Annotated in this window: 16 protein-coding genes; 7 read left to right on the forward strand and 9 right to left on the reverse strand. The window is 34.7% G+C overall.

The annotated features are described in order from the left end of the window. Positions 1 to 207: 207 nt before the first annotated feature. Both FF52_RS10965 and FF52_RS10970 read left to right on the forward strand, forming a co-directional pair. Positions 208 to 825 (forward strand): outer membrane beta-barrel protein, encoded by a 618-nt coding sequence (locus FF52_RS10965; RefSeq protein WP_008465432.1) that lies wholly within the window; start codon positions 208 to 210, stop codon positions 823 to 825. A 152-nt stretch (positions 826 to 977) separates the two neighbouring features. Then, entirely contained in the window at positions 978 to 1,937 is a 960-nt protein-coding gene (locus FF52_RS10970) for a helix-turn-helix transcriptional regulator (protein ID WP_008465434.1), read from the forward strand. A gap of 42 nt (positions 1,938 to 1,979) precedes the next feature. On the opposite strand, the gene FF52_RS10975 is transcribed toward FF52_RS10970, so the two are convergent. Together FF52_RS10975 and FF52_RS10980 are read right to left on the reverse strand one after the other, a co-directional pair. Beyond that, on the reverse strand, positions 1,980 to 2,477 hold the full coding sequence (locus FF52_RS10975) for a DinB family protein (protein WP_008465435.1): 498 nt from the start codon (positions 2,475 to 2,477) through the stop codon (positions 1,980 to 1,982). A 47-nt stretch (positions 2,478 to 2,524) separates the two neighbouring features. Beyond that, positions 2,525 to 3,004 carry a DinB family protein gene (locus FF52_RS10980; protein WP_008465436.1) on the reverse strand — a complete coding sequence of 160 codons (480 nt, stop codon included), beginning with the start codon at positions 3,002 to 3,004 and terminating at the stop codon, positions 2,525 to 2,527. Between the two features lie 299 nt (positions 3,005 to 3,303). On the opposite strand from FF52_RS10980, the gene thiL reads away from it, so the two are divergent. Next, positions 3,304 to 4,350: a thiamine-phosphate kinase gene (gene thiL, locus FF52_RS10985; RefSeq protein WP_008465437.1), complete on the forward strand. Its 1,047-nt coding sequence runs from the start codon at positions 3,304 to 3,306 to the stop codon at positions 4,348 to 4,350. A 128-nt stretch (positions 4,351 to 4,478) separates the two neighbouring features. Here thiL and FF52_RS10990 read toward each other — a convergent pair whose 3' ends face one another. The 5 genes from FF52_RS10990 to FF52_RS11010 form a co-directional block, all read right to left on the reverse strand. After that, positions 4,479 to 5,177, reverse strand: a complete 699-nt coding sequence (locus tag FF52_RS10990; protein WP_008465438.1) for a response regulator — start codon at positions 5,175 to 5,177, stop codon at positions 4,479 to 4,481. Next, positions 5,167 to 7,221 carry a tetratricopeptide repeat-containing sensor histidine kinase gene (locus tag FF52_RS10995; RefSeq protein WP_052017597.1) on the reverse strand — a complete coding sequence of 685 codons (2,055 nt, stop codon included), beginning with the start codon at positions 7,219 to 7,221 and terminating at the stop codon, positions 5,167 to 5,169. Before FF52_RS10995 ends, FF52_RS10990 begins: the two co-directional genes overlap by 11 nt. A 94-nt stretch (positions 7,222 to 7,315) precedes the next feature. After that, positions 7,316 to 7,540, reverse strand: coding sequence for a hypothetical protein (locus FF52_RS11000; RefSeq protein ID WP_008465440.1), 225 nt, complete (start codon positions 7,538 to 7,540; stop codon positions 7,316 to 7,318). A gap of 175 nt (positions 7,541 to 7,715) precedes the next feature. After that, positions 7,716 to 8,534 (reverse strand): LytR/AlgR family response regulator transcription factor, encoded by an 819-nt coding sequence (locus tag FF52_RS11005; protein ID WP_008465441.1) that lies wholly within the window; start codon positions 8,532 to 8,534, stop codon positions 7,716 to 7,718. A 277-nt stretch (positions 8,535 to 8,811) separates the two neighbouring features. Next, the gene (locus FF52_RS11010; RefSeq protein ID WP_008465442.1) at positions 8,812 to 10,353 is read right to left on the reverse strand and encodes a glycine--tRNA ligase; all 1,542 of its coding nucleotides are present in this window, start codon (positions 10,351 to 10,353) and stop codon (positions 8,812 to 8,814) included. Positions 10,354 to 10,451: 98 nt separating this feature from the next. Between FF52_RS11010 and FF52_RS11015 the strand changes: the two genes are divergently transcribed. Continuing rightward, the gene (locus FF52_RS11015) at positions 10,452 to 11,132 is read left to right on the forward strand and encodes a ComF family protein (RefSeq protein ID WP_035691375.1); all 681 of its coding nucleotides are present in this window, start codon (positions 10,452 to 10,454) and stop codon (positions 11,130 to 11,132) included. A 17-nt stretch (positions 11,133 to 11,149) separates the two neighbouring features. On the opposite strand, the gene FF52_RS11020 is transcribed toward FF52_RS11015, so the two are convergent. Then, positions 11,150 to 13,819: a reprolysin-like metallopeptidase gene (locus FF52_RS11020; protein ID WP_008465446.1), complete on the reverse strand. Its 2,670-nt coding sequence runs from the start codon at positions 13,817 to 13,819 to the stop codon at positions 11,150 to 11,152. Between the two features lie 193 nt (positions 13,820 to 14,012). Here FF52_RS11020 and FF52_RS11025 point away from each other — a divergent pair, with 193 nt between their 5' ends. The 3 genes from FF52_RS11025 to FF52_RS11035 all read left to right on the forward strand — a co-directional run bounded on the left by FF52_RS11025 (position 14,013) and on the right by FF52_RS11035 (position 16,525). Beyond that, entirely contained in the window at positions 14,013 to 14,960 is a 948-nt protein-coding gene (locus tag FF52_RS11025; protein ID WP_008465448.1) for a bifunctional riboflavin kinase/FAD synthetase, read from the forward strand. A 98-nt stretch (positions 14,961 to 15,058) separates the two neighbouring features. Then, positions 15,059 to 15,496, forward strand: a complete 438-nt coding sequence (locus FF52_RS11030) for a hypothetical protein (RefSeq protein WP_008465451.1) — start codon at positions 15,059 to 15,061, stop codon at positions 15,494 to 15,496. A gap of 162 nt (positions 15,497 to 15,658) precedes the next feature. After that, positions 15,659 to 16,525: a cupin-like domain-containing protein gene (locus FF52_RS11035; protein ID WP_008465452.1), complete on the forward strand. Its 867-nt coding sequence runs from the start codon at positions 15,659 to 15,661 to the stop codon at positions 16,523 to 16,525. A 42-nt stretch (positions 16,526 to 16,567) separates the two neighbouring features. On the opposite strand, the gene FF52_RS23160 is transcribed toward FF52_RS11035, so the two are convergent. Beyond that, positions 16,568 to 22,531 carry a T9SS sorting signal type C domain-containing protein gene (locus FF52_RS23160; RefSeq protein WP_008465453.1) on the reverse strand — a complete coding sequence of 1,988 codons (5,964 nt, stop codon included), beginning with the start codon at positions 22,529 to 22,531 and terminating at the stop codon, positions 16,568 to 16,570. Between the last annotated feature and the right edge of the window lie 299 nt (positions 22,532 to 22,830).

A 22,830-nucleotide genomic window follows, 5' to 3' on the forward strand; every position in this document is an offset into this window, starting at 1 on the left:
GTAAAGAACAAAGAATATAGATTAGACCCGATGACTTGTGTTATCGGGTTTTTTATTGTTTAAAGTTTAAAAATTACAACGTCAAAACTTACAAATAAAACAGATTATTAACTCGAAAAATCCAATATTAACTCATTCGAACAAATCGAAAGCCTTTTTAACACAGAAAATGTATTTTTAATCTTACAACTTTAACATTACAAGACTATGAAAACCAAATTTTCTGTTATTTTAGCACTATTCACATTCTGTTTTGCAAATGCTCAACAAGACCAAGTTGATTCAGAAATGAATTCTGCAAAAGGCATCACTTTTCAAAAAGGTGATATGTTTTTAGAAGGATCTATCAAAATTAGTACAGGCGGCGACGCAGACTATTATGGCTTTAGCCCAAAATTTGGCTATTTGCTAAATGATAAATTTGCTGTTGGAGCTAAACTAAACTACTCAAGTAACAAAGTAGAAACAACTCAAGTAAAAACGAATGTTTTTGGAGTTGGAGCTTTTGCTCGTTACTATTTCTTAGAATTAGATAAAAAACGTTTTAAAACGTATGCCGAACTTGGTTTAGGCTATGGAAGAAACAAAACCGAAATACCACAAGTTGGCAGCGATACAGACAATAGCTTAACAGCTGATATTAATGTCGGTTTGAACTATTTTGTAACCAAAAATATTGCCGTTACTTTTGTCCTTGCAAATGTTTTGGCTTACAACAGCGTTTCTCCAGAAAATGGTCCATCGTCTGATACTTTTCAATTAAACATCAACTTATTTGAAAATATTTTCGACCAGCCTCAATTTGGAGTTTTGTATAGATTTTAATTTTTTTTTTTTCGATTTATGATAGAAAGCTGTTTCAATTTGGAACAGCTTTTTTTATCCTCTTTAGTTTTTACATTTGTATCTTTGAATCTTTGCATCAGCAAAAAGACTTAGAATCTCAGTAACTCAGAACCTTAGAATCTTAAAAACAAATGCTCGACGAAACCCCAAAGCGATTTGACCGAATTGTTGCTATTCTCATACAATTGCAATCTAAAAAGATTGTCAAAGCACAAGAATTAGCCGATCGTTTTGAATGCAGTTTGAGAACTATTTATAGAGACATTAGAACTCTTGAAGCTTCGGGAGTTCCTATTTATAGTGAAGCCGGAGTTGGTTATGCTCTGATGGATGGTTATCGTCTTCCTCCCGTGATGTTTACTCGCGAAGAAGTCAGCAGTTTTATTGCTGCTGAAAAACTGATGCAGAAGTTTACCGATCCTTCTTTGGGAACACATTATGCTTCGGCGATGTACAAGCTAAAAGCTGTTTTAAGAAGTAACGACAAAGATTATCTTTCGAACATCGAATCGAGAATTGTAATGCAGGATGCAGAACCAATGTTTAATGATAATTCGCCAAATACTCTATCGGTTTTGTTTGAAAGTATTGCTGAGAAGAAACAGATTTCACTTTCTTATAAAACATTTGGGAAAGATGAATTAACTGAGCGTAATTTGGAACCTGTTGGCGTTTTTCATGATAATAACAATTGGTATTTCCTTGGTTTCTGTCACTTGAGAAAAGATTACAGACAGTTTAGGGCCGACAGAATTCAAAACCTAAAAAAAACAGATTTAGATTTTACAATCGAGCACGATTCTTTGGAAACGTATTTGAACAAAACAGAAACAGTTCCAACTACAAAAGTCCGCCTTCTGGTAGAAAAGAAAATTGCCCGTTATCTAGCTTTCGATAGAAAATATCATGGTTTTGTTTCTGAAAAAGAAGTTGGAGATAAATTAGAAATGACTTTTCTCTGCCGTGATATCGAAAATGGTTTTCCTCGCTGGTTTTTAATGTTTGGCGATTATGCTGAAATTTTGGAACCTGAAATATTAAAAACTAAAGTTTTAAATTTAATCGAAATCAATAAAAAAAGACTATTATAAAAAAACTCCCAAGAGAATTTCAAATTCTTTTGGGAGTTTTTATTATTGGGCCTTAATTACATTATAAAAATTGTAATCGGTGTTGGAAGCATCTGTAATTCCGATATTTCTTCCCATGGTTACAATTTGTCCTCTGTGATAAGTTCCGTGATTTATAACCTGTAGCAGATAATCTGAAACAGGCAATTCGCACTCAAACCACGGATTGGTAATTTTAACTTCTTTCATCAAATCTTCTTCTGACAATGAATTGATAAGATGTTTCAATCTTGTAGATGAATTGAGCAATCCTTCAAATATTTCATCTTTTGACAATTCGTTTTCAGGCTTTTTTTCTATCATATCATTTTCAGAGATTACAGAAAACCAATATTCTTCTGTAGACCAGATATGATCCAACGTTTTCATGATAGTCGGAAAACTTGATTGAACTTCTGCATAAAGCAATTCATCAGCTTTTGGCGAAAGCCAGTTTACAAATTGCTGGTTTACCCATAAATTGTAATCTGCAAAATTGGACATTATCTTTTTTAAACTCATAGCAGTGGTTTTTAGAATGTGATATTAAGATAGTAAAAAATTATCAATTATCTTTCCCAGAAAAATGGCGGTTCGATATTTAAAGCTCTTAAATACACATAAGCTTGTCCACGGTGATGCACTTCATTATCAATAAAATATAAAATATTCTGAATTACAGGAAATTCATATTGCCCAAAAAGGTTAAAGGTTTCGCTAAAATCTTCAACTGATAGTTGCTCCCAATATTTATTGATTTCTTCTGTAGCTTCGTCCCATTTTTCAAGATATTGTGCTTTAAAAATCAATTTTTCTGTTCCTTCTGAAAATGGTGCAGTTTCTTTCGTTACAATTCCTTTTAAACCTGGAACCGCAATAGCCAAAAGTTCATCTACTAATTTTGAGAAAGGCCTCATTCCGCCAATTGAAAATTCGAAGAAATCTTTCTCTGGGAAAATCTCAATTAAACGGCGAGTAAGTGCTCTGTGCCCTTGCCAGTGTTTCAATAAATCTTCTGAAGTAATAACTTGTGCTTCTAATGTTTTCATGGTTTTAAAGTTTAAATATTTTTAATACTTCAAAAGTAAAATAGGCTGGTGACAACAGTTTGTCAGCAGCAAAAAAATATTTTAAAAAAATATTTTTTTGCACATTTTAGACGCACCGCAATGCGTTTAACACATCGGAAATCTACACCCAAATTTATACACAAGGGAGATGCACTGCGGTACTCTAAGGAAAATTCGTTTATAAAAAACTTTGCAACTCTGAACCTTTGTGTCTTTGTAACTTAAAAAGAAAAATCCTTTGTACCTTTGCGCCTTAATAACTTTGGAACTTAACAGAAATGATTGAAGATAAAAATCAGCAGAGAACTAGTATAGCTCAATTGGGCGAATTTGGTTTAATTGACCATTTAACTAAACATTTTGACATTACTCAGGAATCTACCTTAAAAAGTATTGGTGATGACGCCGCTGTTCTTGATTTTAAAGACAAAAAAGTAGTAGTTTCAACCGATTTATTAATTGAAGGAGTTCATTTTGATTTGGCTTACATGCCACTGAAACATTTAGGATACAAAGCCGTTGTAGTAAACGTTTCTGACATTTGCGCGATGAATGCAAAACCGACTCAAATTACGGTTTCGATTGCCGTTTCTAATCGTTTTCCGCTTGAAGCTCTAGAAGAGTTGTTTGCAGGAATTACACTTGCCGCAAAAGAATATAAAGTGGATGTTATTGGCGGAGACACAACCTCATCTCAAAAAGGATTAATCATCAGCATAACTGCCATTGGAGAAGCTGATGAAAATGAATTGGTTTATAGAAATGGAGCTAAAAAAACTGATTTATTAGTTGTAACCGGTGACCTTGGCGCTGCGTATATGGGATTGCAGGTTTTAGAACGTGAAAAACAAGTTTTTCAGGTTAATCCGAACAATCAGCCAGATTTAGATCCCTACACTTATTTGGTAGAACGCCAATTAAAACCTGAAGCGCGAAAAGATGTTCGCACCTTGCTTCATGCTTTAGATATAAAACCAAACGCAATGATTGATATCTCAGACGGATTATCTTCTGAGATTATGCATATCTGCAAACAATCTAAAGTAGGTTGTAATTTATATGAAGACAAACTGCCTTTGGATCCTCAGTTTATTTCTACTTGCGAAGAATTTAATATTGACAGTACAACGGTTGCCATAAATGGTGGAGAAGATTATGAACTTTTGTTTACAATAGATATTAATGATTTCGACAAGATAAAAGGAAACCCAAATTTCTCTGTTATCGGACATATGACGGAAGAAAATGAAGGAATCCATCTTGTAACCCGTGCGAATACAAAAATTGCCTTAAAAGCTCGCGGATGGGATGCTTTGAGCGAGTAATTTAAGTATTTAGTCTCAGTATTCAGTAACAATAAAAAACACCTAATAGGTTAAAATCCATTAGGTGTTTTTTGTGTCATTATATTTCACTTTAAAACTGTAAAATCTGAACTCTGAAATCTAAAATTTTAAAAAAGCCCTTTGCTTTTCGCTTCTTTTACCAAGTCGTGATCAGAACCGCTTTTTATTTTTAGCAATTCCATCAAATGTTTTTTCCGTTTCACGATGGCATTTAAAGAAATTGGAATATTTTGCAACACTTCATGAATTGGGGTTCCTTTATCTAAATGAATTAATATCTGTTTATCGTATTGATCAATTTCAATTGCATTATGCGTTGATTGATTCAGCATTTTTACAACTGACTGGCTGTAATATTTTTCATTTTTCATTACTTTATCAAAAGCCAAAAGCAATTCGTCAAAAGTAAGGTCGTTTTTAATGATCAATCCGTTGGGCTGAATGGTTCTGATAATGGTTTTAATTTTCAGCAATTCGGTATACATCGTCAACAGAATAATCTTGCATGAAGGCATCTTTTTCAAAATCAGCTTAGCTAGATCTTCACCAGAAAAAATCTCTTTTTCCTCATAGGGAGGCATGCTAATATCCAAAAAAGCGATATCAAAATCAGTATTGTTATTATTTTCAATTATATCATAACCGGATCTACAATCGTGTGCCTGCGAAATTAAAAAATCATATTGTTTTGGATTATAACGAGTTATAGCATTCTTATACCCTTCAATAATAAATGGATGGTCATCTACTATTAAAATATTCTTTTTAACTAATTGTGGAGCTGAGGCTGGTAAATCAAATGTCATTATGAAGGTTATTATTTGGCTCTAATGGGACTTTTATGGTGAGAATTGTTCCTTCTCCTTTGGCAGATTTTATCGTAACTGTTCCCTTACACTCTGTGGCTCTATATTCTATATTATTAAGACCAATTCCGTTTTTAGTTTTATTGGTATTAAATCCAATTCCGTCATCCTCGATGGTTAAAACTAAATTATCATTTTCGTTTTTAAACTCTACTCTAATAATATCAGCCTTAGCATATTTGTTACAATTCTGGAGCCCTTCTTGAACTATTCTATACAAATTGATTTTTACGATGTTGCTTATTAAATCCCATTTAATTTCAGGATCAAAAACAGTAATCAATTTAGAACTATACATATTCTTTTGATCTTCAAATAGTTTGTTCAAAATAGAAACAAAATTATTAATTAATTCCGATTTTTCTCTATTTAAATCATGCGAAATTTCCCGAATATCCTGTTCAACATTTTTCAATTCGTCAAGATATTTTTTTCTTTTAGAAATAGCCTCAGATTCATCTAACTTATCCAAACTATCCAAACTTATCCTAATACCGAACATACGCCCTAAAACACCATCGTGTAACTCTTGGGCAACTTTCTTCTTTTCTTTTATTCGCGTAAGCTCAATTTCATTTTGCTGCGAAATCATTAAATTGTAAATATCTTCGTTTGCAATCTGTTGCTGTTGTTTAAAAAGTAGTTCTCGATTTTTAGCCTGCTGTGTTTTGTAAACATAAAAAAACAATCCGAGTAATGTACAAATACTAAATACATAAATCAAGGTTTTATTTTTTTCCTGAAGACTGGAATTTTGATCTTTTATCTCGTTGGTTTCATATTCGATGCGAGAGAATTTTTCTCCCATTCTTCGCTCTGCTTTTAACAGTTTATCATTCAATTGAATATATTCTTTGGAATATTCTGAAGCATTTTTGTGATCAACGATTGCTAGTTGCTTTAAAACTTCAAGTGTATTTCTTAATTTATTGGATGTTCTAGAAAGATATAATGCTTCCTTAGAAAGTTGAATTGCCTTAAGAGTATCTTTTTTGACGGCATAAAATTCAGACAAATGCACCTTGTTCAAAATTATTCCTGATGTCAAATCTAAGCTGTCTCTAATCTTTAAGGATCGATAAAATTGATTGGGAAGATCCTCAAAATCATTTAATTTAAATTTTGAATAGGCTAGATTATCTAACAACATTGCATACAATGGTGTACTTTCCTTAAATAGATTGTTTTGCTGAAGACCATTAGAAAAACTTTTTTTTGCATTTTGGTAGTTCTTCATGGATAAATAAACAAAACCAATATTATTCAACGACGTTGCCTTGAGTTGTAGATCGGATGGGATTGATTGGTCTTGCAGAATATTTAATGCTTTATTATGAAACTCTAAAGCTTTATTATATTCCTCACGTTCATTGTATAATATGCCAAGTAAATTATACGATTGATAAAGCAGGTCGCTTACGTTTTTCTGATCTTTAAGTATTTTTAAAGCTTTAAAAATGGTAATCTCACTTTCAAACAAATCACTTTCTTTAAATTGAAGATCAGCTTTACTTAGATATGTTTTAGCCAAATTATTTTTATCATTAATCTGCTTATACATTTTTTCTGCTTTAAAATAAACTAAGAAAGCACTATCTGAAATTGACTTTCTGCTATAATAATCCCCTAGGTAGGTGTAAGCTTTTGCTAAATTTATTGAATCACTGCTATTGATTGATCTTGTTATTATCAATTTAGAGATACCTCCATATGATTCTAAATCATTCATATTAAAATACCTGTTTGCAACCTTAAACAAATTTACTTTATTTAAAGAGTCATCCTTTTCAGCTAAAATAATTGATAATGCCTTTTTTGTGTCCTGTTGTTTTAAGGCATAAGGCCGATTAATGTCGTTTGCCAGCGATAGATAAATAGACAAACTGTCTTTAGAGGAATTTGAATTTTTATATAAGTTGTCTTTCTTGGTACAACCAAATATAATTAAGAATAGAAGCAATAATATTTGGCTATATTTTTTCAATAGATTTCTGATTTTCACCAAAAATAGCAAAAGTATAAATACAAAAAAAGGCTACCAGTAATTGATAGCCTTTCTTATATTTTGTTTTCTATGTTTAGTCAATTTTTCTATTTAAAGTAGAAAATTGAGTATCAGAGCTAAATCCGCCAAGATTTGTATAATCATGTTTTCTTCCCATATCTGATTTTACTCCTCCATCGATAGGTAAGGTTTTAATAGTATCGTTAGCTGCTAAATATGTTGGTGCTTCAGTTGGTGCAAAAGAAGTTGCAACTGCTACTAAAGAAAATAATCCGATTGTTAAAGCTGTTTTTTTCATGACCTGAGGTTTTAATGTTTGTATTAATTTTTGGAGATGATCCGCTGTTTGCTTGCGAATCAGAGTGTAAAACTAATACCAGGATGAAAAAAAATTTATACAAAAAATTAGGTTTGTGGTAGATCGTACCCAATTGATAGTCAATGAGTAGGAAATCAATGTAATTGCCTAATTTTTAGACCTCTAGGTAATTTCCTGCTGCAAAATCGGAAATAATCTGCTCTATATTTGCCTTGTACGTTTTAGAAAAAGGAATCTTTTTTGTGGAGTTTTTTATGTAACAGATTGAGTTTCCGCTATGAATCCTCGAAATATAATTTCTATTAATGACATAACTGTTATGAATACGGATAAACGGATAGGTCAAAACACTTTCGAAATGCTTTAAAGTTTTGAAGGCCGTAATCATTTCGCCAGTGTTTAAATAAATATCCGTAGAATTATTGTCGGCTTGAAAATAACAAATATCGTCAGCATTTAAATATCGATAATCACCATAAGATTTTATGCAAATGGTTAATGGTCTTTGGATATTTTGAGGAATCTTTACATTATTTACATTGTCAATTACAATTGAAGTCTGTTCTTCTGTTGAACTTACTGTTTTTACCTCAAAATTTGCTTTTTTAAGCTTCAAAACGGTTTTAAGAAGATCGGTATGTGCAATGGGTTTTAAATGATAATCAAACACTCCATATTGAATAGCATCAAACGCTTTGTCTTTCTTATTTGTAGTAATGATAATTTTTGGAATTTCATGAAAGAAACGGTGCAATTCGCTAACGAAAGTCAGAGACAAATGACTTGAAAGATTTTCAGGTTCGATTTCTAGAAAAATCAAATCGGGTTTGTGTTCTAAAACCAAGTTTAAACCGTCCTGGAAATTTGATGCCGATCCCGCAAAAGATAATTCTGAAAAACCTGAAGCGGTTGTTTGGGTTTTCAAAATACTCTCAGCAACATCATCAATTATAATATACGAATACTTTTTCAATTTCGGGTCTTGTTGGTTTTCTCACTGCACAATCATAATAAAAAAACACTTTTGATTTGCTATATGAAGAAAAAAATTGCTCTTTGCAGTAATATAAATTTAAAATTACGGATTTAAACATTCTAAACATCTCATTGTTAACACATTAAGCCAAAATGTTAATACATAAGGATGAAATGCAAAAAAAGCCGATAAAATACTTATTTAAAAAAGAAAATCCCAAACTCTCCCGAAGCTTTGGGACAGAATTTGGGATTTCTATAATAAACTGTAAAGATTACATCTTCATTAACCAGTTTTTCATCGAAACTTCATTTTCGATAATACCTCTTAATTCAGTAATTTTTACACGATCTTGTTTCATGGTATCTCGATGACGAATCGTTACCGTTTCGTCTTCAAGCGTTTGATGATCTACTGTGATACAGAAAGGCGTTCCTAAAGCATCTTGTCTTCTGTAACGGCGTCCTACAGCATCTTTTTCATCGTATGCCACATTGAAATCCCATTTCAAATCTTCTATGATTTTTCTTGAAACTTCTGGTAAACCATCTTTTTTAACTAATGGCAATACTGCCGCTTTAGTTGGCGCTAAAACTGCCGGTAATTTTAGAACTGTTCTTGTAGAACCGTCTTCTAATGTTTCTTCTTTTAATGAAGTAGCAAATACAGCCAAGAACATACGATCTAAACCAACAGAAGTTTCTACTACGTAAGGAACGTAGTTTTCATTTAATTCAGGATCAAAATATTGTAATTTTCTTCCGGAATATTCTTCGTGTGCTTTTAAGTCGAAATCTGTACGAGAGTGAATTCCTTCCAATTCTTTAAATCCAAATGGGAAATTAAATTCGATATCAGCCGCTGCATTTGCGTAGTGCGCTAATTTCTCGTGATCATGAAAACGATAATTTTCTTGTCCTAACCCTAAAGATAAGTGCCATTTTAAACGAGTTGCTTTCCAGTGCTCGTACCATTGCATTTCTTCTCCCGGACGAACAAAGAATTGCATTTCCATTTGTTCGAACTCACGCATACGGAAAATAAATTGTCTTGCCACAATTTCATTTCTGAACGCTTTACCCGTTTGAGCGATTCCGAACGGAACTTTCATACGACCTGATTTCTGAACGTTTAAGAAGTTCACAAAAATACCTTGAGCCGTTTCTGGACGTAAATATAAATCCATTGCATTTTCTGCAGATGCCCCCAATTTAGTTCCGAACATCAAGTTAAATTGTTTTACCTCTGTCCAGTTTTTAGAACCTGTTTCAGGATCAGCAATTTCAAGTTCTTCGATCAATGCTTTAACATCAGCTAAATCTCCAGCTCCCAAAGAACGTCCTAAACGCTCTCTGATTTCTTTTTCTTTAGCTAAATATTCAATAACACGAGCGTTTGTAGTAACAAACTCTTGTTCGTTGAATGCATCGCCAAAACGAGCTTTTGCTTTTTCGATTTCTTTTTGAGCTTTTTGGTGAATTTTTTCAGCAAAATCTTCAACCAAAACGTCAGCTCTATATCTCTTTTTAGAATCTTTATTATCAATTAATGGATCATTGAAAGCATCAACGTGACCAGAAGCTTTCCAAGTTGTTGGATGCATCAATATCGCAGCATCAAGGCCGACAATATTTTCATTCATCTGAACCATTGATTTCCACCAATATTCACGGATATTCTTTTTTAATTCGACACCGTTTTGTGCGTAATCATATACAGCACTTAAACCATCGTAAACTTCGCTTGACGGAAAAATAAATCCGTACTCTTTTGCGTGCGAAACCACATTCTTAAATATATCTTCTTGTTTTGCCATAGTGATGCAAAAATATAAAAACTAGCTATATAAAAAAGAAAAATTATAAAGATTGAAGCTTTGATTTTGTTACTTTTGTAAATAAAATCTCTCTTTTTGTGATTAATTATCTAATAAATCTATTTTTCCCTAAAGTCTGCAGCGGATGCCATTCACTTTTGCTTCAAAATGAAACCGTTTTCTGCACCGTCTGCCGACATGAAATGCCTCTAACACAATATCATTTAAATCCTAAAAACGAAGCTGTCAAAAAGTTTTACGGTAAAATTGACATTCAATTTGCATCAGCTTTTTTGTATTTCAATAAAAAAGGAATCGTTCAAGAATTAATTCATAATTTAAAATACAAAGGTCATCAGGAAATTGGAACCGTTTTAGGAAATTGGTATGCAGAAGATTTAAAGGAACTTCACTTACAAATTCCTTTTGATGCTGTAATTCCCGTTCCGCTGCATAAAAGAAAATTTAAGGAACGAGGTTATAATCAGGTTACCACTTTTGGAAAAGCAATTGCATTGGGTTTTGAAATTCCTTTTGCAGAAAATATTCTAATCCGTAAATTATATACCAAAACGCAATCCAAGAAAAACCTTTTGGGAAGATCTGAAAATATTGAAAACATTTTTGATGTCAAATTCACCGAATCTGATCATAACAAACATTTTTTAATTGTTGACGATGTGCTTACAACTGGAGCAACACTTGAAGCATGCTCAAAAGCTTTACTAAAAATACCTGGCGCTAAGATTAGCATACTCTGTATGGCGATGGCGCATTAACCTTTAAAACTCAAAAATTAATTCACCAATATTTTTTTCACTTCTTTTCTGTTACCATCAGTAACCGTTACAAAATAAAGACCCGAAGGCACATCTGGCAACTGAATATCTTGAATAAAATATCCTGAACCTTGGAAAGTTCTATTGTAAACATATTTTCCATTAATATCATTTACGTAAACTTTAATCTCGCTCACCGAATCTCTATCAAATTGCACTGTAAAAGTTCCTTTATTTGGATTTGGGTATGCAACGAAATCAGCATTCTCAAAATCGTCATTTCCTAATGTATAGGTTTTAGAACAGATATTTACTGACGCAGAATTTATTGTTCCAAGAGCTCCCACAGTATCATCAAGAACTCTAAAAGTCCAATTTCCTTGTGGATTTTCCCCATTAAAAACGCTTAGAGCTGTTGAAGGAATCACAATCTGGCTAGTAGTTGTATTACAGTTCAAAGCAGCTCCGCTATCATCAAACTGCAAGGCAAAAGTTGAATTTGTACTTCCGCAGTTTTTATTAAACAAAGTCACCACTGTGCCGCTTGGGCTTATGATTTGCATAGTCAAATCTGAAAATCTCGCATGCGTTACATTTACTGAAACATTGACATCTGAGACTGACCCTGATGAGGTAGGCACAGAAACTGTTTTATTCACATTTACATTATCGCCTGTTGAATAACCACCACCAAAATTATATGACGCGCAAGAAGTCAAAACCTTATATCCTAAAGCAAATGGTTTGGAATTTATAGCATAATAAATATTGCCAACTGGCTCTACCAAAAGCCTGCAATTTGTAGAAGCGTCAATTTCTGGAACCAATATCGTTTCAGAACCATCATTTGGAGTATTAGTAGCTAAGATTATTGGAAATGTTAATCCGCCATCTACTGATAATTTGATATTTACATTTGACGAACCTGGTAGTGTATTAGTGTTATTTACACTCCAATTAATTGTTTGTGCAGACCCTTTTGCCCACCCGAGATTATCATCAGCTTGTGAAGTTACTGCAAATGGTCCAGCAGCAGCAGTTACAGTTACGGCCATAGTATCTGTATTGGTTTGTGCTTTTCCTGCTGCCGCATTGTCTCTTCCTGTCAAAGTAAAATTCATTGTCTTTGCAATAGAAGAAACAGATTCCCAAGTTGTCGTCAACTGGTTATTTAATACCGAACTTAAAGCTGGCATATAACGAACTGGCGAATTTGTAGGCGGTAGAGACCTAAACATTGGGCCATCTGGTTTTGTAGGATACGTTAAACTATTACTTGCAAAAGTTGTTGTAGCGCTGTCAAATTGCTCCCAAGTATAGGTTATAGAATTTCCTTCAGGGTCAGAACCCGTTCCCGTCAAAATAAAGGGTGTACTAATTGGAATTGTATAATCTGAACCTGCATTTATAACAGGCGGATTATTATCAGCGATGGGAGTCGAGACTGGACAGGTTTTCCCTGCCAAATTATTCTGTATTTGGCTAATGCTTGCATAAGAAAAATAATCGTCTGAATGATTCTGAACATCATAATTTGTTACTCCAGCATATCCCATAATAGTTGAACCGCTTCCAGGTTCATAACATGCTCCATAACCTTCATTTTGGAAAGAAAAAGTATGTGTGCCTCCAAGCTGATGTCCCATTTCGTGTGCCACAAAATCTATATCAAAATTATCACCTTGCGGTTTTGCATCTGCTGGAGATGTAAACGCACTACCTTTTCCTATTGGTTGGCTTGGAGTTGGACTATCACATATACAACCTATACAACCCGCATTTCCTCCTCCGCCAGAACCTCCAAACAAATGACCGATATCGTAATTGGCTTCACCAATAACATTAGTTAACGTTGTCTGTACTTCTTTTGGCCAAGTAGGATTATTTTCAGCGGCACCTATACTAGGAATAGAATAAGGATCTGTAGAAGCATCTGTATAAATAACAGCATCATTGTTTGCAATTAAAATTAATTGTACAGCAAGATCTCGATTAAAAATACCATTTACTCGAGTTAAAGTGGCATTCATTCCGGCTAAAGCTCCTGCTTTTGTTCCGCCAAAATAAGCTGTGTATTCCCCTGTACAAGATAATGCCAATCGAAGTGTTTTAAATTGTTTGGCATTAGATGCTGTTTTTGCGGTTGTTGCCGTTTTATTGACAGAAACAAGATTGGTTGTTTTACAGTCCAACAACATTTTTGATGTTGCGTTGTCTGTCGATTTAAACAAAACATATTCAGATTTATTTTCTGGGTTTTGCTCAATATATTCAGTTGGTTTAGCTGTTCTAAAAACCATGGTCTGTACGCCAATTGGAGCAACACTAAAATGTATTTTAGCATTTTTATCATCTATTCCTCGACCTTCATAAGATCTGATTTCTGGATATTTTGCTTGTAATTCGGGATCAAAATTAGAAGATTCCCAAATAGAAAAACGTTCCAAAATGCCATCAGTATTCGGAATAGTGATTTCTGACGTCGTGTTTTTTGCTGTTTTATTGGATGCCGAAGCTAACTTTGAGCTGAGAAGACTTGTATTTAATTTATAGTATAATTTATTGGAACTTGTGCCATCAGCTCTTCGTGAAAGCGATGAATTAGTTACTTTCTGCCATAAAACGTCTTGTGCTTTAATTGCTACAGAACAGAAAATTAAAAGTATACAAAGTAGTTGTTTTTTCATACTATTAAAATATAATAATCAAAATTACTTTAATTAATTTGAAATTATATTATCTACACGACAATTATTGTTTTTTAATCGACGAGTCGGCATATTTTTACAAAAAGATATATTATCTGTTAAAAATCGATTTGGCATAGTATTAAATTTAAAAGAGAATAGTATAAATTTGCAGCATCTTAAATAATTTGTTTTGAAGCTCTTTCATTCTATAAACGATTTTCAGTCAACCAAGAAAACAATTTTAACTCTTGGTACCTTTGATGGCGTGCATATTGGTCATAAAAAAATTCTGGAACGAATTACTCAGAATACTGAAAATGGAAAATATGAAAGCCTAGTTCTGACCTTTTTTCCGCACCCAAGAATGGTTCTTCAGGAAAAGTCTGAAATAAGATTACTTAATACCATTGATGAAAAAATAAAACTTTTGGAAGCAACTGGAATAGAAAATCTAGTTGTTCATCCTTTTAACGAAAGTTTTTCAAGATTAACCGCTGAGGAATTCGTTCGTACCATTTTAATAGAGAAATTTCAGATTCAAAAAATTATTATTGGACATGATCATCGTTTTGGCCGCAATAGAACAGCAAATATTGACGATTTAATTGCTTTTGGAATCGAATATGGATTTGAGGTAGAGCAAATTTCGGCTGAAGAAATTCAAGATGTTTCAGTTAGTTCAACCAAAATCAGAAAAGCTTTAAATGAAGGCAACATGGCTTTGGCCAATGAATATTTAGGTTATAGCTATTTCTTGAACGGAACCATTGTAAAAGGAAAACAGCTTGGACGTACCATTGGTTTTCCTACTGCAAATATCCATATTGAAGAAGATTATAAATTAATCCCAAAAATTGGTGTTTATGTTGTGAGAACTGTTGTAAACAATGAAACTGTTTTTGGCATGATGAATATTGGTTTTAATCCGACAGTAAATGGCGAAAAACAGACTATTGAAGTTCATTTGTTTAACTTTGACAAAGACATTTACGATCAGAACATTGAGGTTTCTTTATTGCATTATATTCGCGAAGAGCAAAAATTTAGCTCAGTAGATGCCTTGAAAGCGCAACTTGATCAAGATAAAATCAATTCTCTGGCTTTTATAAACTCTTCATTAAAGGATCAGACTGCATAGTTTTTACCGTTTTTAAATCATCGTAGTTATTTTTTTAGTAAATTTGATAGAACACTGTTTTTCAAATATTTACTATTAACTTCTAAAAAATAACCACTATGAAATTACCTAAAGAAATTACCAACGGGTTTTTGATTTTCCTCGGAATTGGCATTTATTTTTTATTAATGAATGTACTAGGTTTAGCAGATTTGTTTTATTTGAGAACACTTAACGTTTTCTTTATATTCTACGGTGTTAACAGGACCATGCAGATGAATCTTCATGAAGGGGAAACCAACTTTGTTTCTAATGCTGTTTCTGCGATGGCTACTTCTGTAGTTGGTGTCGCACTAAGTATTTTTGGCTTATTGGTTTATAGTTACGCCCGAGGTGGAGATGCCTACGTCAGAACTTTATCCGAGACATTTATGTTCGGAGGAAATCCATCAGTGCCAACTTACTGTATCTGCTTATTATTTGAAGGAATCGCTTCTTCTGTAATAGTAACTTTAATGATGATGCTGTATTGGAATAACAAATACGCAGCAGATTAATTTTTAATTTGTTGCAACCAAATTTTAACGGCATACCTTTTTAAGTGCACTTTTTGTGTATCGATCAAATCAAAAAATTTAGCCAAAAGAGATCTTAAATCTCAAGAAATATTTTTAAATTGCTTATAGCAGAGAGTTATAAGCAATTTTTTTATTTGAAAAATGAAGTTAAAACAAATTGAAAGGGTTAAAAAAATCTCAAAAGAAGATTTTGTTTCCCAATATGTAAAAAAACAAATTCCTGTTGTTATCGAAGAATTGACCGAAGATTGGCCAGCTTATAACAAATGGAGATTATCTTATATTAAAGAAATCGCAGGAGATTCGGTAGTTCCTTTGTATGATGACAGACCTGTAAATCACGAAGATGGTTTTAATGAAGCGCATACTACAATGAAAATGAGTGATTATATCGACTTATTGGAAGAAAAGCCTACTAATTACCGTATTTTTCTTTACAATCTAATGAAAGAAGTTCCTTCATTAAAAAACGACTTCTTATGGCCTGATATAGGCTTAAAATTAGTGAAGCAAATGCCGATGCTATTTTTCGGAGGCGAAAATTCGAGAGTTTTTATGCATTATGATATTGACTATTCAAACATACTTCATTTCCATTTTCACGGGGAAAAGCAATGTATGATTTTTGCTCCAAGCCAATCGAAATTTATGTATAAAGTGCCTCATGCGTTAATTTCAAGAGAAGACATTGACTTTGATAATCCGGATTACGAAAAATTTCCAGCGCTTAAAAATGTCGAAGGTTATATCACAAATCTTAAACATGGCGAGATGCTCTATATGCCTGAAGGATATTGGCACTATATGAAATATCTAACGCCAGGATTTTCGATGAGCCTTCGCTCCTTTCCAAAAAACATTGTCAATTTATCCAAAGCAGCTTATAATGTTTTTATTATGCGTCACTTTGATATTATGATGCGAAAAATTCAAGGTCAAAAATGGATTGACTATAAAAACGAAAGGGCTCTTAAAGACACGCATCAGAATTTACAGCGTACCCTTTAATAAAAAAGCGGTTGAGAATTTAAAGACTCAACCGCTTTTTATTTATCTGAATACTATTTTTCTTGACGCTGTTTTTCCATTTTCTAAAGTTATCTTAACCAATAGAATTTGCGGTCCTGATTGAAAATTATTTATAATCCAATCTTTATTTCCAATTTCCTTTTTATGATATAACAATTTACCGCCTACATCATAAATAGAGACTTCTTGAAGATTTTCCTGTTCAGAAATAGATTGCAGTTTGATGTTTTTATCCTTAACAGAAACAACAATTTTTTGGTTTTGATTTTCAAAATCCTCATTTCCAAGTGATTTATCATCATCACTATTTGTATAACGTAAAACAAAACGATTCAGAAAAGTTCCCGGCGCTGACCTAAACGTATAACCTCCTGTTTTAAGATTATGAATCGTATTTGTTACATTGTCTTGCAGATAAATATTCTGATTACTTAAATTCCCATCTGTATGATCTATAGCAATTGTAAAATTACCTTCTGGAATAGTAGACTTATACCCTAAAGGAATTGTATCGCTCACAACAAAAGGCAACGCTCTTCCTTGAATAACCAATTTTTTCCCTTCATTAATGCTATAAAAATCAGCATAAGGATTGGCACTCATAGTTAACGCGTCATAATTATTATCCCAAAAGTTCGTGGCGCCTGTTACATATCCAATAAGCAACTGCTTAAATACTCCTTCTGTATTTGTTAAATTCAGCCAGATACGGTGTTTTTCTATTACAGTAGTAGCTGAAGATTTATAGAACTGACTGTTACGACTTGGCACCCTCATAGAATTTGTATATACAGCATTCTGTCCTGTTATGGATTTAGCAAAAAAACCCTGTCCTGCAGCAATGTATCCAGCTGGAGCAACTTGATTTCCTGGAGATGATGCTCCAGTTCCTTCCATATTACCTGTTTCAGTACTTCCAGACAAATTATAATAGGCATAATCACTTCCATTGTATGTATAAGTATTGGTACCTGGAATTTTAGTTGGAGGACTATTATGCGTCCAAAAGTAAAGTGTTCCATAAAGCCTTTCTGCATTATCATGAATAAACTGATCTGCATAAATTGCTGAAGGATATGGATTTCCTAAAAAAACAAATTTTTCAGCAATGGATGGAGGCCCCAAAATTGTTCCATTATTTGGAACTCCTATAAATTCTCCTCCAAAAATCTGTGAGGAATTTATATCATATGGCTGAGGCGCACGAATACTATAACCGTAACCCCTTATCATTTCTTCAGTTCCATTATAAATTGTGATCCAACTACCTGATGGATTCCATTTTTGAAATTTATCATAGAGTGTATTAGGTGATAAATCATGTAATGTGAATACTGGGTCACGGGTTACAGGCGAAGACCAATATGTAACATCGTAACGTCTTACAGGTGTTGTATTTCTTTTATAGGTAATATTTCCAGTATTAGGTACATCTGAAATTTGAACTAAACTTGAATTGTTTTCAAAAGTTAAAATTCCATTACCAAGTACACTAACTTCATTTGTTACAGTGATTGTATTTGTACCCTGCACAATAAGAGATCCATTGTTCTGAACCGTTAATCTGCTGACAAAAAAGCTGGCATTAGTTCCCGAAATAATTGGATCAACTCCTACGTCTGGAATATCTACACAATCAGAAGCAATAGGAACGCCTGCTGGTGTCCAGTTTGCTGGATTTCCCCAATTAGCATCAACACTTCCATTCCACGCTTTAGTCACAAAAGCATTTATCATGATTGGCGTTGCTTCTGATTCGCATCCCGTTGCACTGTTTCTAACCTGCACATTATAAACCCCAGAAGATAGTCCAGCAAATATTCCAGAAGTATTACTAAAATCTACTCCATCTATACTATATATGTATCCTGTTCCAGATGCTGGTGAAGTGACTGTAATGACACCTGTATTATTTAAACAGGTTGGCAATTGAGTAACAGATGCTGTTGGTGCCGCTGCAACCGCATTTACCGTCAAAGAAACATTTTGAGTGGCTTCGCAACCAGTCGAAGTCTTAATAGTCATGATACCATTATAAGTTCCTGATGCAGTATTTGCTGGTACATTTACATTTATAATATTTCCTGATCCCGAACTAAAAGGAAATGGTGTAGCACCTTGGTCTGTTAAAGTAATCCAGTCAATCGCATAACTAGTTGGAGATCCAGTTGTAGCATTATAAGCTAATGTAGTCGTCTGCTCTGACGGGCTTTGACAAACCGAAGCAAAGGCCCCTGCTGTACTAATGGTTGGAAGCGTATTAATGGTCAAAGAAATTGCTTGTGTTGTCAAACATCCATTTGATGCGGAAATTGTCATTACACCAGTATAAGTTCCTGCAGCTGTTCCAGCTGGAACATTAATATTATCAATATTTCCTCCTCCTGAATTAAAAGAAAAAGTGGTCGTTGCTTGATCATTTAATGTTACCCAATCTATAGAATAGTTTATTGGCGAACCGGTTGTAGCAGAATAAGGTAAAGAAGCAATTTGTGCAGATGCATCTTGACAAATTGAAATCAAATTTCCAGATGTTGTAATTGTTGGAACCTCATTGATAGTTACTGTAAAAACATTATCTACAGACAAACAGCCATTTGCATTCATTACGGTTAACGTTCCTGTATAAGTTCCAGGAGCTGTTCCAGCTGGAATTGCAATAGTAATTGGACTCGCTGTTAAAGCTTCATCAGTAACTGTCGCAAAACTATTTGTTGGACTGGCATTCCAAGTGATGCTGTAAGTTGTTGGCGAATTCGTAACTGCTATATACGGCAATGCCGTACTCTGTGTAACTGAACTTTCACATACTGATGCAGTAGCTCCTAATGTTATAGTTGGCAAAGGATTCACAGTAACTGTAAAATTATTCGCCGTTGATACGCATCCACTCGCATTGCTTACCGTTAATGTTCCTGTATAAGTTCCTGCGGCAGTTCCAGCAGGAACAGCAATACTAATCGGACTAGTTGTTAACGTCGCATTTGTAACTGCTAAGAAACTGTTTGTCGGACTGGCATTCCAAGTGATGCTATAATTCGTTGGTGAATTTGTTGTCGCGGTATAACTCAAGTTTGCCGTTTGATCTGAAGCATTGAAGCAAACCGGTGTTACTGTGCCAAGTGTGATAGTTGGCACCGCGTTTACAGTAACCGTAAAATTAGCTGCTGTAGACACACACCCATTTGCATTGCTTACCGTTAATGTCCCAGTATAAATTCCTGCTGCTGTATTGGCAGGTATTGGAATCGTAATAGGACCTGCAGGCAAGCTTGCATTTGTAACTGATGCAAAAGTATTTGTCGGACTGGCATTCCAAGTGATGCTGTAATTTGTTGGCGAGTTTGTGGAAGCACTGTATGGCAGTGTTGTACTCTGTGGATTGGAACTTGCACATACCGCGCTCGTGGCACCCAATGTTATTGCTGGCAATGGATTGACGATAACGGTAAAATTGGTTGCCGTTGATATGCATCCATTTGTATTACTTACCGTTATTGTTCCCGTATATGTCCCTGGCGCTGTGTTTGCAGGTATTGGAATGTTAATTGGGCTTGTTGGCAAGCTTGCATTTGTAACTGGCGCAAAAGTATTAGTTGGGCTCGCATTCCAAGTGATGCTGTAATTTGTCGGCGAATTCGTAACCGCTGTATAAGGCAATGGAGTATTCTGTGCGCTTGAACTTGTACATACCGCTGTGGTTGCTCCTAATGTAATCGTTGGCAATGCGTTTACCGTTACTGTAAAATTAGTTGCCGTCGATACGCACCCGTTTGCATTGCTTACCGTTAATGTTCCTGTATACGTTCCTGCTGCTGTATTGGCAGGTATGGGAATATTGATTGGACTTGCTGGAAGAGATGCATTTGAAACTGCTGTAAAAGTATTTGTTGGACTCGCATTCCAAGTAATGCTATAATTAGTTGGTGCATTTGTAACTGCCGTATAAGGCAATGTTGTACTCTGTGCGCTCGAACTTATACATACTGCCGTAGTGGCGCTTAATGATATTGTCGGCAATGGATTTACGGTGACTGTAAAATTAGTTCCCGAAGAAGTACATCCTGTTGCATTTTTCACAATAATAGTTCCCGTATATGTTCCAGCAGCAGTTCCGGCAGGAACCGCAATACTGATTGGACTAGCGGTTAACGTAGCATTTGTAACTGCTGCAAAACTATTCGTTGGACTGGCATTCCAAGTGATGCTATACGTATTGGGAGAGTTTGTTGTCGCAGTATAATTCAGATTGGCCGTTTGGGCTGATGCATTAAAACAGACTGGCGTTGTCCCGGTTAATGTAATAGTTGGGGGTCCGCTTACTGTAACCGTAAAATTACTTGCTGTCGATACACATCCATTTGCATTTCTTACCGTTAATGTCCCGGTATATGTTCCAGCAGCTGTATTAGCTGGTATTGCAATGCTAATCGGGCTTGCAGGCAGAGATGCATTTGTAACTGCTGCAAAAGTATTCGTTGGACTGGCATCCCAAGTAATACTGTATGTAGTTGGCGAATTTGTTGTCGCAGTATAAGGCAATGGAGTATTCTGTGCGCTTGAACTTGTACATACCGCTGTGGTCGCTCCTAATGTAATCGTTGGTATTGCATTTACCGTTACTGTAAAATTAGTTGCGGTTGATACGCAAGTTCCATTATTAACTATTAATGATCCTGTATATGTTCCCGCAGCAGTTCCTGCAGGAACAGCAATAGTTATTGGACTTGCTGGTAAAGTCGCATTCGTAACTGGCAAGAAACTATTTGTAGGGCTTGCGTTCCAAGTAATACTATAATTTGTTGGTGAGTTAGTAGTTGCTGTATAGGGTAATGTTGTATTTTGCGCACTGACACTGGCACATACTGCAACAGCTGATCCTAAGGTTATTGTTGGTGGAGCACTAACTATTATATTCACAGCATTACTTCCACTTATAGATGATGTACAGTCTGCTGAAGCTAAAGAAGTAACTGTAATAGTACTATTTCCTATACCAATCAACCCTGCAGCAGTAAAACTTCCAGATCCTGCAGTTGTCACAGTCATCGTTGCTGTTTGTCCTACATTATTTGGTCGGCTTACATTATAAGTTACGGTATAAGTACCAGTTGGCAGACTTGCCGCTGTACTTGTTAGCTGTACCTGCGTAGTGGTTCCTGTACAAATATTTGGAGCCGATATTCCAGTGAAACTATATGTTTTACAGGTATAAGTTATCGTCGCTTGCCCTCTTGCACCGCTTCCTCCATTAGCTGGGTTATTAGAACTCATTCCTCCTCCACCTCCACCTCCATTGGGTGTACCATCATTTCCTACACGATCTGATAATATCACAGAATTAAAAGCCGCTCCTCCAGCACCAGCTCCAGTGACTGTACCATAACCACCAGCATTTCCGCCACCACCAGAAGAAAGAAGTGCGCCTAATGCTGCACTAGATCCTGCTGTCCCATTTGCTCCAACTGCTGTTGCTAGATTTCCAATGGCTCCAACACCACCATTTCCACCAGTTGGAGTAGAAGTCGTAGTCGTATTCCCATTTCCTCCCTGCCCTCCAGGAGCATTTAAAAAAGCTGTAAATCCATTTATATAGGTTGACCCTCCAGCAGCACCATTACCAGCCCCTCCTGTAGCAGTTGCTCCAACGACAACATTTAAACTTGATACCGTTGTTGTATTGAGAGTTCCTCTTGCGTATGCACCACCGCCACCACCACCGCCACTTCGTCCTACTAGCGGTGTAACCTGTGCGCCACCTCCAGCACCTCCGGCACCCCATGCTTCAACGGTAACAACATCCATACCCGCAGGAAGAAGTAAAGTACCGCTTGCGGTAAATGTATGGGTTCTGGTTTGTGCTTCTAAAAAAGAGCTATAAAGAATTGCTAGAATTAAAATTGGAAGAAACTTTAATTTTTTGTGAAGATAATCTAATGTAAAAAAACTGAAAGAACTCAGCGTAGAAAGTAAATCTTTTTTCATCTTGTGGCATTTTAGTAATTGAAAAACAAATTCAAACTCAAAGACGATTAATTGGAAAATCGAGAAGATTATGCTTTGCAATTACATCAACAAGACTAAGTTTTTGATATAGAATCAAAGAAATACTCCAATTTTACAATCAACTTTAAGGCAAATACAAAACAGTATGTTAAACTGTGGTTTTTTGAAAAAAAAATTTAATTGAAGGGCTTGTAGAAAAGTATTTAATCGAATTAAAATGCATTTAATCGATCAAACACAACTACAAGGTACGATTTTATTTACATTGAAATTAACAT

The organism is Flavobacterium sp. F52, from assembly GCF_000278705.1.
Classification (GTDB): Bacteria; Bacteroidota; Bacteroidia; order Flavobacteriales; family Flavobacteriaceae; genus Flavobacterium; species Flavobacterium anhuiense.